Consider the following 12,308-nt stretch of genomic DNA (forward strand, 5'->3'; position numbering starts at 1 on the left):
GAGTAGACCTGAACCCCATGAGAGCTCGTCGCACCGTCGCGGTGGCGGCCGCCACCCTGGCCGTCGCGCTGGCCGGCGCCGTCACCGTCGACTCCGTCAACGCCTCCAGGGTGGAGGCTGACGTGTCCACCCGGATCCGTCCCGCCACGCCGGGAGTCCCGGCCCCGTCGGTGATGCTCGGCGGGGGTCCGACCGCACGGTGGACCGGGCCCGGCACGCTGGAGTCGGCGTCGATCCGCGTCGAGGGTGTCACCCGCCCGGGCCTCGGTCCGGTGGCCGTGGAGGCCCTCGTCACCGATCTGCATCTCCCGGCGGACCGGTCCGCCGACATGACCGCGGTCGTGGAGCGCGTGGCCGTCCAGATCACCGGCGATGCGCTCGGCCCCGCCCTGGGGATGCGCGACGTCCTGGTCGGTGGCGCCGACGACCCGAGTCTGGCCGGAGGTGTCGAGCACCGCGCCCGGGTCACCGGGACGCTCGAGGGGACCGACACCCGGGTCTCGGCCGAGGTCGACCTCGTCGTCGACGACCGCGGCGCGCACCTCGTCCCCATCACCGCCGCGACGGGGCCCTCCGGCCTCCCCGACCAGGACCCCGACCTCGCGCTGCGACGGACCGCGCTCACGCTCTCCCCGGAGCTCCTGCCCCTCGGCGTCGCGGTGGAGACCCTCACCGTCAGGGGCGGGACGATCACCGCCGGCGGCACCGGCGCCCCGGGCACAACGCCACTCGGGGGCCTGGCCCGGCCGGACCACTAGACTCGCCGGCATGAGTCGCGACGACGTACTGGTCAGCACACGCTGGGCCGAATCGCGCCTCGACGACGACTCGGTGGTCTTCCTCGAGGTCGACGAGGACGTGGCGGCGTACCACACGGACGGTCACATCCCCGGTGCCGTCGCACTGAACTGGCGGACGGAGCTGCAGGAGGAGTACGCGCGGGACCTCGTCGGCCGCGAGCGGTTCGCCGAGCTCCTGTCCGCGCGGGGGATCACCCGCGACCACACCGTGGTGGTCTACGGCGGCAACCACAACTGGTTCGCGGCCTACGCGTACTGGTACCTGCGGTTGTACGGTCACGCCGACGTGCGACTGCTCGACGGGGGCCGTATGCGGTGGGAGCGCGACGGGTTGCCGCTCACGACCGACCTGCCCCGACGGCCCGTGACCGACTACGTCGCCGACCCGCAGGACCTGTCGATCCGCGCGTTCCGCGACGACGTCCTGGCGGGCCTGGGCACCGACGCGCTCGTGGACGTGCGCTCCGTCGACGAGTACACAGGCCGGCTCGCGGCGCCGGCCGGGTTGCCGCAGGAGGGCGGCCGTCAGCGCGGCCACATCCCGGGGGCCGTGAGCATCCCCTGGAACCGCGCGGTGACCCGCGACGGCACCTTCCGGACGGACGCCGACCTGCGGGAGATCTACGCGGACCTGCTCGACCAGCCGGGCCGTCGCGTGGTGACCTACTGCCGGATCGGGGAGCGCTCCAGCCACACGTGGTTCGTCCTCCACGAGCTCCTCGACCAGCCCGCCGTGGTCAACTACGACGGCAGTTGGGTGGAGTACGGCTCGCTCATCGGCGTCCCCGTCGAGAGGTGAGGATTCTCCCCTCCCCGCGCGGACGATCGAGTCGCTAATCTCTGGGTCATGTCACTTCTCTCCAGAGCGCTCGGCATGGCCGCCCGTGCCTCCGTCGTCGCGGTCGGCGCCTCCGTCGCCTCCGCCGTCCTCGTCGGCATCGACCAGCGTCGCGGTGCGGTCCCGCAGGTCCCCGACCACCCCGGCCCGTACTCGCCCGCCGAGCGCGAGGCGGCGGTGCGGATGTACCTCACGGCGCTCACGCTCCCCGCGGCGGCGTTCCGGGTGCCCTTCGCCCCCGACTGCGTCCGTCGCGAGAACGGGCTCAAAACCGGGTTCGGCGCCGACCATCTCAAATGGGACCTGCATCTGCACCTGCAGTACTCGACGATCCGGGAGGTGCGCGACATCGTCATCACCGTCGATCCCCCGGGGCGAGAGGGCGTCGTCCACGCGGACTTCACCCTCGTGACCGTCCTGGGGCTACGCGCGCGGGTCAGCGAGGACTTCGTGGTGCCCTCGGACGACTGCCTCATCCACTCGATCGACGCCCGCATCTCACTCGGCTGACGGCCTCGGGGTTAGGATTGGGCCATGGTGCTCTTCTTCGAGATCCTCCTCGTCCTCTGCACGCTGGCCATCACTTGGGTGACCTGCTACATCGTGTACCGCACGGTCACCGACGAGTCGTGACGGACAGCGACCCCACCGGCGCGGTCGACCCCACGCCGTCCACCCCCGAAGGGGGAGACGGCGGTTCGGTCGTGCGCGGATCCGCCAATGCGGCGGTCGATGCCGCGGCGCAGCGTTCCGAGCAGACCGCCGGCCGGAACATCCCGGCCTTCTCCGAGCTCCCGATCCCGCAGGACACGGCCAACCTCCGGTTCGGACCGGACCTGCACCCGGGTCTCCTGGCGCTGCTGCCCCTGGTGGGGGTCTGGGAGGGCGAGGGCGAGGCGGACACCGCCGACCGTGGTGAGCACCGCTTCGGCCAGCAGATCGTCGTGGCGCACGACGGGGAGAACTACCTGAGCTGGAGTTCCCGGGCCTGGACGTTCGACTCGGGCGGGGCGTTGGACGACGCCGCGTACCGGGAGTCGGGGTTCTGGCGGATCTCCGAGGACGACCAGATCGAGTTCCTCGTGGCACACGCCTCCGGTGTGATCGAAATGTACTACGGCACGCCGATCAACCAGGCCGCGTGGGAGATGGCGACCGACGTGGTGCTGGCCTCGCCCACCGGCCCGGAGCGGGGCGGCGCCAAGCGGATCTACGGGATCGTGGAGGGCGGCGACCTGGGGTGGGTCGAGGAGCGCGTGCATCCGGAGAGGGGCCTGGTCCCGCACATGTCGGCGCGCCTGCGCCGCGTCGCGGGCTGACCCACCGCCCGCCTGGCGGTTCACCGCCGGGCCCGGGCGCAGCAGTCAGGCCCGCCCGACGGCGCGGTCGACCATCCCGGCCACGTCGATCCCGGGATCGGCGCCGTCCAGCATCACGTCATCGATGCGGCGGACCCGTGCGGCGAGCGTGACAGAGGAGAGCAACCACACGGCATCGGCGGTGAGCAGATCCGACAGCAGGAGCCTCTCGCGGTGAACCGGGACCCCGTCGCGCCGCGCCACCTCCGCGAGCGCCCCGAGCGTGGTGCCCTCGAGGATCCCCACCTCGGCTGGCGGGCTGACGAGGTCGCCCGATCGGGCGATGACGACCGTCGACCGTGGGCCCTCGAGGACCTCGGCCTCGGCGGACAGGTACACGACGTCGTCGAACCCGTTCGCGGCCGCGTGGCGCAGTGCCGCCATATTGGCCGCGTAGGACAGGGTCTTGGCGCCGAGCAGCATCCAGGGCGCCGACGCCGCGAAGTCCGCCGGGAACCCCCTACCCAGCACGGTCACCGCGATGCCCTGCGCCCGCGCCCGCACGGCGTGCGGGCCGACGGGTGCGACGGTGATGTACGCCGTCTCCGGGCCCCCTCGTTCCGGGCCGCGGGACAGCACCAGTCGCAGCATCCCCTCGGACTCCGGGCCCCATTCGCGGGCGGCGAGGGCCATCCCCGCCTCCCACTGATCGGCTGTGGGCCCACGGAGGCCGAGCGCCGAGGCCGACCTGGCCAGCCGGGCGAGATGCCGCTCGGGTTTGGCCGGCCGACCACCCACCACGAGCAGGGTCTCGAAACATCCGTCCCCCCGCACGGCCGCGAGGTCATCCGCCAGGAGCAACGGCTCACCGGCCGGGTGCACCCGGGGCCGGGGGCCTTCCGGACCCCCCGCGACCAGGACGACCACCCGCGTGTTCGCCGAGCGGTCCGCCGCCCCGTCGACTCCTTCTGACGCCACAGTGCCCATGGCGGCAACACTACGACGACGCACGTAGGATCGCGATCGTGACCGTCCCAGCAGCGCCCGACCGGACCGACCCCGGCTACCGCAGCCCGATCCTGGACCGTCCCGGGGCCGTGGACGCCCCCGGCCCCGGCCCCGACGCCGGGGTCCCGTTCCACTTCGGGGACCCCTTCGCCGAGCAGCGTGCGGCCACCACGGACGTGGTGGTCGTGGATCGCTCCCACCGTGACGTCCTGACCATCGGGGGCGCGGAACGGCTGTCCTGGCTCGAGGGCTTCGTCTCCCAGCACGTGGCGGACCTCCCTGACCGCTCGGGGGCCGAGACGCTGATCCTCGACGCCAACGGGCGGGTGGAGCACCACATGGTGCTGGCCGACGTCGACGGGACGCTCGTGGTGGACACCGAGCCCGGGCGGGGTGCGGCCCTGCTCGCGTTCCTGACCCGGATGGTCTTCTGGGCCGACGCCACCCCGCAGACGGCCGACCTCGTCGTCGTCACTCTCGCCGGCACCGGACTGCCCGGCACGATCACCGCACCGGACGGGACCCCGGTCGAACTCCCCCGCGGGGACTACGCGAGCGCCCCGCTCCCGGGGGGAGGTATCGCCCGCCGGATGCCGTGGCCGGCCGCGGGCTCGATCGACCTCCTCGTCCCCCGGGCCGACCTGACCGCGTGGTTCGACTCGGCCGTCCGATCCGGCGCCCGCCCCGCGGGGTCGTGGGCGCTGGAGGCCATGCGCACGGCCGAGTCGGTCCCGCTGCGGGCACGGCTCGGCGTGGACACCGACGAGAAGACCATCCCCCATGAGGTCCCCGCGTGGATCGGCGAGGTGGCCCAGCGGGGCGCGGTCCATCTGGACAAGGGGTGCTACCGGGGCCAGGAGACGGTCTCCCGCGTCCACAACCTGGGCAAGTCCCCCCGGGTCCTCGTCCGACTGCACCTGGACGGCTCGGGCGGGGACCAGTCCCTGACCCCCGGAGCCGCGGTGACGGCCGGCGGTCGCCCCGTCGGCCGCGTGGGCACCGTCGTCCATCACCACGAGGACGGTCCGGTGGCGCTCGCCCTGATCAAGAGGTCGGTCGCCCCGGGCACCGCACTCGAGGTGGACGGGGTCTCCGCCGCCCTCGACCCCGACTCCCTCCCGGACGACTCCGGTCCGCAGGCCGGACGTGAGGCGATCCGCAGGCTGCGCGGCCAGGGGTAGGTGTCGCGGGCCGCCCCGCGACACCCGGGCGGACATTCCGGGCCGGGCACGCTATCCTGTGGACAGGCAGATACTCACATTGATGGGCACCCCCGAGGTGGCCCAGCACCGTTTCCGAGGGGGTCAGGTCAATGGGCCGAGGCCGCGCGAAGGCGAAGCAGACCAAGGTCGCTCGCGAACTCAAGTACAACACTCCGCAGACGGACCTAGAACGTCTTCAGGCGGAGTTGGCCGGTGGTGGGGCGCCCACCACCCGGGTCAGCACCGATCGGCCGGGTGCTGACGAGGACGAGGACCCCTACGATTCGTGGTCCGACGGCGGCAGCAGGTTCTGACCGCACTTCCAGCCGCGCACACACGTGGGCCGGGCATCCAGCGGGATGCCCGGCCCACGTGCATGAGGTGGGGTCGTGCGGGGCGGGGTTGTCCGAGGCGGGCGGGGTGTCACCCACCCGGTCAGAACCTGGCGTGCGACCCCTCCAGGACGACGCGGGGAGAGTCCGCGGCGTCCTCTCCGGCCTTGTCCACGTGCCCGATCACCCAGTTGTCGACGTGCCGTGCCGTGAGCACGGCCTGGGCGCGGTCCACGTCCTCGGCCGGGAGGACGGCGATCATCCCGACCCCCATGTTGAACGTCCGTTCCATCTCGGCCTGGTCGACACGGCCGTGGTGGGCGATCGTGCCGAACACGGCGGGCACAGGCCACCGACCCCGGTCGAGCCGGGCGACCAGTCCGCGCGGCATGACCCGCGCGAGGTTCTCCGCCAGGCCTCCACCGGTCACATGGCTGAACACCCGGACGTCGGTCTCCGCGATGAGACTCAGACAATCCAGGGCGTAGATGCGAGTGGGTTCGAGGAGCTCCTCACCGAGGGTCCGCCCGAACTCCTCGACGTGACCCTCCAGTGGCAGGCGCGCGAGGTCCAGCAGCACGTGCCGGGCCAGTGAGTACCCGTTGGAATGCAGACCCGAGGACGCCATACCCACGATCACGTCGCCGGGGCGGACGTTCTCCGCCTTGAGCACCTCGTCGGCTTCGACGATCCCGACCCCGGTGCCCGAGATGTCGTACTCGCCGGGCGCCATGAGCCCGGGGTGCTCGGCGGTCTCCCCGCCCAGCAGGGCACATCCCGCCCGCACGCAGCCCTCGGCGATCCCCTCGACGATGGCGGCGACGTGCTCCGGCACGACCTTGCCGATGGCGATGTAGTCCTGGAGGAACAGCGGCTCGGCGCCGCACACCACGAGATCGTCCACCACCATCGCCACGAGGTCGATACCCACCGTGTCGTGGACATCCATGGCCTGCGCCACCGCGATCTTGGTGCCGACGCCGTCCGTCGACGAGGCCAGGAGCGGTTGACGATACGTGTTCTTCAGGGAGAACAACCCGGCGAAGCCCCCGAGGCCGCCCATCACCTCCGGTCGGGTCGCACGCCTGGCGTGCGGCGCGAACAGTTCGACAGCGCGCTCGCCGGCATCGATGTCGACACCGGCGGCGGCGTACGAGGCGCCGCGCGCGGGGTGGTGGTTCTCGGTCATGGTCGATTCTCCTCATCGGCGCCCCTGGGCGGGCGCCCGGTCAGGGTCGGCGGACAGCGTCCGTGGTGTCGTGCAGGACCAGGTGCCGGTCGGGGGTCTCACCGTCGACCTGGGCGGCCAGGGCCAGCACGGCCGCACTCATGGGCGAGTCGTCTGGGAGCGCTATGGGGTAGTGGCCGTCGAAGCACGCTGCGCACAACTCGTCCCGCGGCTGCCCGGTGGCCGAGATCATCCCGTCCACCGAGATGTACCCGAGGGTGTCCGCGCCGATCGCCCTGCGGACCCCCTCGAGCATCCCGTCCGTCACGTCGACGCCGTTGGCGATCAGCTCGGCCGGGCTGGCGAAGTCGATGCCGTAGAAGCACGGCCACCGGACCGGAGGAGAGGCGATGCGGACGTGCACCTCGAGGGCGCCCGCCTCCCGCAGCATCCTGACCAGGGCTCGCTGGGTGTTGCCGCGGACGATCGAGTCGTCCACCACCACCAGCTTCTTCCCCTGGATGACCTCACGCAGCGGGTTGAGTTTGAGCCGGATGCCGAGCTGACGGATCGTCTGACTGGGCTGGATGAACGTGCGGCCCACATAGGCGTTCTTGGTCAGCCCCTGCGCGAAGGGGATCCCGGAGCCCTGGGCGTAACCGACCGCGGCCGGGGTGCCCGACTCCGGCACCGGGATGACCAGGTCGCCCTCGACGGGGTGCTCGAGCGCAAGCTTGCGCCCGATCTCCACGCGAGCGGAGTTGACCAGTCGCTCGTTGATCACCGAGTCGGGACGCGCCAGGTAGACGTATTCGAAGACGCAGGCCTTGGGGGTGGGTTCCGCCAGTCTGCGCGACCGGACGCCGTCGGCGTCGATCGCGATGAGCTCCCCGGGCTCGATGTCGCGGACGAACGACGCCCCGACGATGTCGAGCGCGGAGGTCTCGGACGAGACCACCCAGCCCCGCTCGAGCCGGCCGAGCGCGAGGGGCCGCACCCCGTGCGGGTCACGGGCCGCGTACAGCGTGCTCTCGTCGGAGAACGTCAGGCAGTAGGCACCGCGCAGTCGCGGCAGCAGCCGGGCCGCCGCTTCCTCGAGACCCCCGTCCCCCGCGTCGTGGGCGAGGAGCGTGGAGACGATGTCCGAGTCCGAGTGGGTGCTGTTCTCGGAGTACCCGCGGATACCGATCGACGTGGCGTAGCGCTTGAGTTCCTGCGTGTTGACCAGGTTGCCGTTGTGCCCCAGCACCACGGACCCTCCACCGGGGGTGGGCCGGAACATGGGCTGCGCGTTGTCCCAGGACGCCGCGCCGGTCGTCGAGTACCGGCAGTGGCCCACGCCCACGTGGCCGCTCATCGATTCGAGGGTCTTCTCATCGAAGACCTGGCTCACCAGACCGAGGTCCTTGTAGACCAGGACCTGCTCACCGTCCGCGACCGCGATCCCGGCGGCCTCCTGGCCCCGGTGTTGCAGCGCGTACAGGCCGTAGTAGGTGAGCTTGGCGACGTCCTCGCCCGGAGCCCACACACCGAAGACACCGCACTCCTCGACCGGGCCGATGCGCTCGGCGTCGACCGGCAGGCCGGTCGGACCGGGAACGGACGGGTCGGGCAGACCCAGCCCGACGGCGGCCCGGCCCGTGGCGCGGCGGAGTGGTCCGGACGTGCCCGGACGTGACGACGTGCTCTCCACCTGGTGGTGCTCCCTCATGGTTCGGGGCGGTCCGCCCGGACAGACCCCGGCGGTGCTGTTCGAGTGTACGTTCCCGGACCCCCGTGACCCCAGTCCCGTGTCCCCGGTCGCACCACCGGCAGCCCCGACGCGACCTCACCGGCCCTCGTCCCCGACGCGCGGACCAGGCCGGCCGAGACGGCGGACTGCCAGCTGCGGCGACCGGTGGCGAGCTCGAGCCAGGTCCTGGCGTCGGTCTCGACCACATTGGGCGGGGTCCCCCGCGTGTGGCGCGGCCCCTCGATGCACTGCACGGCCGCGAAGGGCGGCACCCGCACCTCGACCGCACGGCCGGGGAGCTCGGCCGCCAGCACGGCAGCGGTGGCGCGGACCGCCGCCGCGAGTGCGGACCGGCCGGGGGCGTCCACCTCGTCGTCGTCGAGCCAGGGCGCCACCTCCTCGACCGCCGCGCGAACCGTCGCGCCGTCGGGGGCCCGCCTCATGTGCGATCACCCGCGTCCGGGGGAACCGTAGCGGACCCCGGCGCCGGCGTGCGCGCCCGGCGGGCCCGCCGCGCCCGCCGCCGTTCCTGGGCGGTCCTGCGGCTCCACGTCCGCGTGGCCTGGCTGGTGAGCAACAATAGGATCAGGACGTTGATCGCCAGGGCCAGGTAGCCGCCGAGAACGGTCCCCAGTTCTGCGTCCGTGGTGACCCGGCCGGACTCCGTCGAGACGATGCTCACCACCGTGAGGGTGAGAAGCCACACCCTCGGGCGGGCGAATCCCAGGTAGGTGAGCAGGGCCAGGACGCCCATCGCCCCGTAGACGCCGCCGATGAACACCGCGAGCGCGATGATCGCCGGCACCACCTCGGACTGGTCGAGACCGGCGAAGTCCTCCATCCCCTGGTCCCCGAAGATGTCGCGGAGCGCGAGGACGAGCAACACGAGCACCGTCCCCAGGACGAGTCCGCAGCCGGCGGTGAGCGCGGCCGGACGGGGCAGGTGGCCGGGGTCGGGGGCCACGTCGTCGGCCGGGCGATCGGCATCCCCCGACGCCACCCCGCCCTCGGCCTGGGGGTCGTCGTACCCGCGGGCGGCCCGAACCACCCCGACGGGCAGGTCGGCCGCCGCGACCTCGGGGACCGGAACGGCCCGGAGGTCCACCACCGGCAGGTCACCGTCGGTGCGGATCGCGTCGCCCCCGCCGTTCCGGGAGTGATAGCCGGCCGAGAAGTTCTCGAGCACGCGGACCCCTGCGGCGGGGACGTGGTAGCGGATCGAGGCCACGATGTAGTCGCGCTCCACGTCGATGTCCGCGTCGATCTTGTGGGTCACCTGGAGGGTGAACAGCGAGAGCCCCACCGCCCTGTCGTAGGTCCCCGCCCCGAGCCACTGCACGCGATGGCCGCCGGGCAGCAGCCACCCGTCGGGGCAGCGCCAGAACCGGACGTGGTGCCGCTGCGCCGCGTTGCCCTCCACCTCCTGTTGGTAAGCCAGGCACTGCCTCCGGCCGAAGAGCCGTAGGGGGCTCACCGGCGCGGACGGGTAGGACCGCCGCAGCACCGAGGACAGGATGATGCCCCAGGACGAGCGGACCGTGACGTCGTCGGCCAGCACCCAGCCACACGCCGTCATGGCCTCGTGGATCTGCCGGGCCGTGCCGTCGACGGCCAGGTTGACCGGGTCCCCCAGCAACCCGTCCGACGTCCGGGTGCGGGCGATGAAGTACCCGGGCACGTAGACCGACGTGATCATGGTCTGCAGTCGGGGCAGGACCAGATAGGCCACGAGCGCCCAGAACGGGATCAGCAGGAACAGGTGCCACCACGTGTGGCGCCACACCTCGTCCAGCAGCCGCCAGCCCAACCATCCGGCCGCGAGGGTGGCCAGGGCGAAGAACACCGTGTCGACGACCTGACCGGGCAGCGCCGGCCGCACATCCTCGTCGCGCACCTTGGACGGCAGGCGGACGTAGACCGGGGGCCCGGCCGGCCCGGCGTGGGTGTCCGGCCCGGCCGGCCCGGCAGGGTCGTCCGACTCCGCGCCGGGCGACGTGACCGGTCGCTCACTGGTGGGCATGGCTCGACGATAGTCGGCGGTACGGTCCGCGTGGAGCACGATGACTGCCAGAATATCCCCCGTGCCCACGACAGATCCGACGCCGGCCAGCAGCCTCGGCGCCCACGAGGATCACCTGCGGGACCTCGGACTGCCGATGATGATCGTCCCGTCCACGCGGGCCCGGGAGGTCCTCGTCCGTTCGGCCGGGGTCAGTGCGGGCCTCGCGGTGGCCACCTCGGGCCTCTCCGCGCTGGACCGCTCGAACGACTTCGCGGTGGCGCTGCTCGACCGGGTCGGCGAGGACTCCCCCGAATGGGAGGAGATGGGAGTGAGCGACCCGATCATCCTCCTGCTCCTGTTGGCGCTCGGACTGTTCATCGCGGCGCCGATCATCGGCTGGCTCGTGGCCCGCGTGGTCCGTCGCGTGGGCCCGCTGCCAGGGTCCGTCATCGGGCTCGCGTCGGCGGTCGCGCTCGTCGTGGCGGCCCCGCTGTCCTTCCAACCCCATGACGGCCCCGGCCCGGGCACCACGGTCCTGCTCACCGCGGGGGTCCTGGTGGGCACCTACGTCGGCGCGGGCTCGCTCGTGCGCTGGTCGGCACGGCGGGTCCGGCGCGAGCTGGGGACCATGGGCCACATGGTGGCCCGGGTCCTGCCGGTCCTGATGCTGGCCGTGCTCTTCCTGTTCTTCAGCGCGGAGATCTGGCAGGTGATGGTGGCCCTGTCCTGGTCGCGAACTCTCGCCGTGGTGGGCGTCATGGGCCTGCTCACGGTCCTGCTGGTGGCCATCACCACCCGGGACGACCTCCACGACGAGTTGGAGGCCCGGGCGCCGGGCCGGGAACTGCGGATGGCCGAACGGGTCAACATCCTGCTGGTCCCGGTGATCGCCACCCTGATCCAGGCCGCGCTGTTCGCCTGCCTGGTCTTCCTGTTCTTCGTGTTCCTGGGGTGGATAGCGATCCCCGAGGCCACCGAGACCCGATGGACCCTTCGCACCATGGAGGATCTCGGCGGCCTGTTGGCCGGCGTCCCGGTCAGCGTGACCCTGGTGCGGGTCTCGCTCACCCTCGCCGCGTTCTCCGCCCTCAACCTGGCCGCCGCGGCGGCCTCCGACTCCGCGCACCGCGCGCGGTTCGTCCGCCCCATGATCGACGAGGTGGTTCACGGCCTCGCCGCGCGCGAGGCCTACCTGCGGGCACGACGACGAGGCTGACCCAGGCCCTCTGGTCTCGGACCCCTTACTCAGGCCCCTCGGCGCTCCCGCCCGCGCACCCACACGGTCACGAGCAGGGCGCCGGCCACGACCGCCGCCGCGACACCCAGCGCGGCCACGCCGAGAACGATCTGCAGTACCGCGCCCGCCACGCCGCCCAACGCGAGCGCCGCCCAGAGCGAGACCTGCTGACGATAGGGCGCCCACGATCCCCCCGCCAGCGCGTCCACCAGGCGATGCGCGGACTTGACCACCGCGCCGGTCATGTAGGTGACCCCCAGCGAGACCTCGCCCCGCGAGTGGAACACCGAGTTCATGGCCCCCATCGAGGCCGCGACGACCGTCATCGACGCCGGCGTCCCGACGACCGTGGCCGCGGTGAGCTGGTGCACCGCGAGCGACAACAGCAGCAGGGAGGCGACCAGGGCCAGGACGGCCGGGCGGTCGTCCCCGGGACGCAGCCGGGTCACCACCGCTCCCGCGACCGCTCCGAGGAAGAACGAGACCAGGACGACGGCCGCGATGCCCGCGCCCCCGAGGTCCCCCTCCACCAGATCGACGGCCAGCCGCGTGGAGTTGCCGCTCATGAACGAGACGAAGTAGCCGCCCACCACGAGAAAGCCGACCGCGTCGACGAAACCCGCCGTGCCGGCCAGGACCACCGCGAGCACCCGCTCGCGCGTGCGGAGGTCACGCATCGGATCGCCTCCGA

The 12,308-nt window shown here is 72.4% G+C and carries 13 protein-coding genes; 7 read left to right on the forward strand and 6 right to left on the reverse strand.

The genetic code is table 11. The annotated features are described in order from the left end of the window. Positions 1–17 precede the first annotated feature (17 nt). The 4 genes from H483_RS21350 to H483_RS21370 all read left to right on the forward strand — a co-directional run bounded on the left by H483_RS21350 (position 18) and on the right by H483_RS21370 (position 2,957). Positions 18–758 carry an LmeA family phospholipid-binding protein gene (locus H483_RS21350; RefSeq protein WP_031264395.1) on the forward strand — a complete coding sequence of 247 codons (741 nt, stop codon included), beginning with the start codon at positions 18–20 and terminating at the stop codon, positions 756–758. Positions 759–768: 10 nt separating this feature from the next. Next, the gene (locus tag H483_RS21355) at positions 769–1,599 is read left to right on the forward strand and encodes a sulfurtransferase (RefSeq protein ID WP_017835272.1); all 831 of its coding nucleotides are present in this window, start codon (positions 769–771) and stop codon (positions 1,597–1,599) included. Between the two features lie 48 nt (positions 1,600–1,647). Beyond that, the gene (locus H483_RS21360; RefSeq protein WP_017835273.1) at positions 1,648–2,148 is read left to right on the forward strand and encodes a hypothetical protein; all 501 of its coding nucleotides are present in this window, start codon (positions 1,648–1,650) and stop codon (positions 2,146–2,148) included. 119 nt (positions 2,149–2,267) lie between these two features. After that, on the forward strand, positions 2,268–2,957 hold the full coding sequence (locus H483_RS21370) for an FABP family protein (protein WP_017835275.1): 690 nt from the start codon (positions 2,268–2,270) through the stop codon (positions 2,955–2,957). Positions 2,958–3,002: 45 nt separating this feature from the next. Here H483_RS21370 and H483_RS21375 read toward each other — a convergent pair whose 3' ends face one another. After that, positions 3,003–3,923 carry an aminodeoxychorismate lyase gene (locus H483_RS21375; RefSeq protein WP_042328732.1) on the reverse strand — a complete coding sequence of 307 codons (921 nt, stop codon included), beginning with the start codon at positions 3,921–3,923 and terminating at the stop codon, positions 3,003–3,005. A 38-nt stretch (positions 3,924–3,961) separates the two neighbouring features. Between H483_RS21375 and H483_RS21380 the strand changes: the two genes are divergently transcribed. Beyond that, positions 3,962–5,125 carry a folate-binding protein YgfZ gene (locus H483_RS21380; protein ID WP_017835277.1) on the forward strand — a complete coding sequence of 388 codons (1,164 nt, stop codon included), beginning with the start codon at positions 3,962–3,964 and terminating at the stop codon, positions 5,123–5,125. A gap of 131 nt (positions 5,126–5,256) precedes the next feature. Then, entirely contained in the window at positions 5,257–5,460 is a 204-nt protein-coding gene (locus tag H483_RS21385; RefSeq protein ID WP_017835278.1) for a DUF3073 domain-containing protein, read from the forward strand. A 121-nt stretch (positions 5,461–5,581) separates the two neighbouring features. Here the strand turns inward: H483_RS21385 and purM are convergent, their stop codons facing one another. Genes purM through H483_RS21405 form a run of 4 tightly spaced genes read right to left on the reverse strand, consistent with a single transcriptional unit; the run spans position 5,582 to position 10,398 of the window. Beyond that, positions 5,582–6,667, reverse strand: coding sequence for a phosphoribosylformylglycinamidine cyclo-ligase (purM, locus tag H483_RS21390; protein WP_017835279.1), 1,086 nt, complete (start codon positions 6,665–6,667; stop codon positions 5,582–5,584). Between the two features lie 40 nt (positions 6,668–6,707). Next, positions 6,708–8,357 carry an amidophosphoribosyltransferase gene (gene purF, locus H483_RS21395; RefSeq protein ID WP_017835280.1) on the reverse strand — a complete coding sequence of 550 codons (1,650 nt, stop codon included), beginning with the start codon at positions 8,355–8,357 and terminating at the stop codon, positions 6,708–6,710. Beyond that, positions 8,354–8,821 (reverse strand): sterol carrier family protein, encoded by a 468-nt coding sequence (locus H483_RS21400; protein WP_017835281.1) that lies wholly within the window; start codon positions 8,819–8,821, stop codon positions 8,354–8,356. The genes purF and H483_RS21400 overlap by 4 nt, the downstream gene beginning before the upstream one ends. Beyond that, positions 8,818–10,398 (reverse strand): LssY C-terminal domain-containing protein, encoded by a 1,581-nt coding sequence (locus tag H483_RS21405; protein WP_152427824.1) that lies wholly within the window; start codon positions 10,396–10,398, stop codon positions 8,818–8,820. Before H483_RS21405 ends, H483_RS21400 begins: the two co-directional genes overlap by 4 nt. Before the next feature lie 61 nt (positions 10,399–10,459). Here H483_RS21405 and H483_RS21410 point away from each other — a divergent pair, with 61 nt between their 5' ends. Continuing rightward, the gene (locus H483_RS21410; protein WP_017835283.1) at positions 10,460–11,596 is read left to right on the forward strand and encodes a hypothetical protein; all 1,137 of its coding nucleotides are present in this window, start codon (positions 10,460–10,462) and stop codon (positions 11,594–11,596) included. A 29-nt stretch (positions 11,597–11,625) separates the two neighbouring features. Here H483_RS21410 and H483_RS21415 read toward each other — a convergent pair whose 3' ends face one another. After that, the gene (locus H483_RS21415) at positions 11,626–12,294 is read right to left on the reverse strand and encodes a YoaK family protein (protein WP_017835284.1); all 669 of its coding nucleotides are present in this window, start codon (positions 12,292–12,294) and stop codon (positions 11,626–11,628) included. Between the last annotated feature and the right edge of the window lie 14 nt (positions 12,295–12,308).

This window comes from Dietzia sp. UCD-THP, from assembly GCF_000349585.1.
In the GTDB taxonomy this organism is placed as follows: Bacteria; Actinomycetota; Actinomycetes; order Mycobacteriales; family Mycobacteriaceae; genus Dietzia; species Dietzia natronolimnaea_A.

Bases quoted from the DNA above. Each gene is read 5' to 3' on its own strand.
- H483_RS21360 (WP_017835273.1), top strand. From the start codon at position 1,648: ATGTCACTTCTCTCCAGAGCGCTCGGCATGGCCGCCCGTGCCTCCGTC.
- H483_RS21385 (WP_017835278.1), top strand. From the start codon at position 5,257: ATGGGCCGAGGCCGCGCGAAGGCGAAGCAGACCAAGGTCGCTCGCGAA.
- H483_RS21400 (WP_017835281.1), bottom strand. From the start codon at position 8,821: ATGAGGCGGGCCCCCGACGGCGCGACGGTTCGCGCGGCGGTCGAGGAG.
- purF (WP_017835280.1), bottom strand. From the start codon at position 8,357: ATGAGGGAGCACCACCAGGTGGAGAGCACGTCGTCACGTCCGGGCACG.
- purM (WP_017835279.1), bottom strand. From the start codon at position 6,667: ATGACCGAGAACCACCACCCCGCGCGCGGCGCCTCGTACGCCGCCGCC.
- H483_RS21415 (WP_017835284.1), bottom strand. From the start codon at position 12,294: ATGCGTGACCTCCGCACGCGCGAGCGGGTGCTCGCGGTGGTCCTGGCC.
- H483_RS21350 (WP_031264395.1), top strand. From the start codon at position 18: ATGAGAGCTCGTCGCACCGTCGCGGTGGCGGCCGCCACCCTGGCCGTC.
- H483_RS21375 (WP_042328732.1), bottom strand. From the start codon at position 3,923: ATGGGCACTGTGGCGTCAGAAGGAGTCGACGGGGCGGCGGACCGCTCG.
- H483_RS21355 (WP_017835272.1), top strand. From the start codon at position 769: ATGAGTCGCGACGACGTACTGGTCAGCACACGCTGGGCCGAATCGCGC.
- H483_RS21405 (WP_152427824.1), bottom strand. From the start codon at position 10,398: ATGCCCACCAGTGAGCGACCGGTCACGTCGCCCGGCGCGGAGTCGGAC.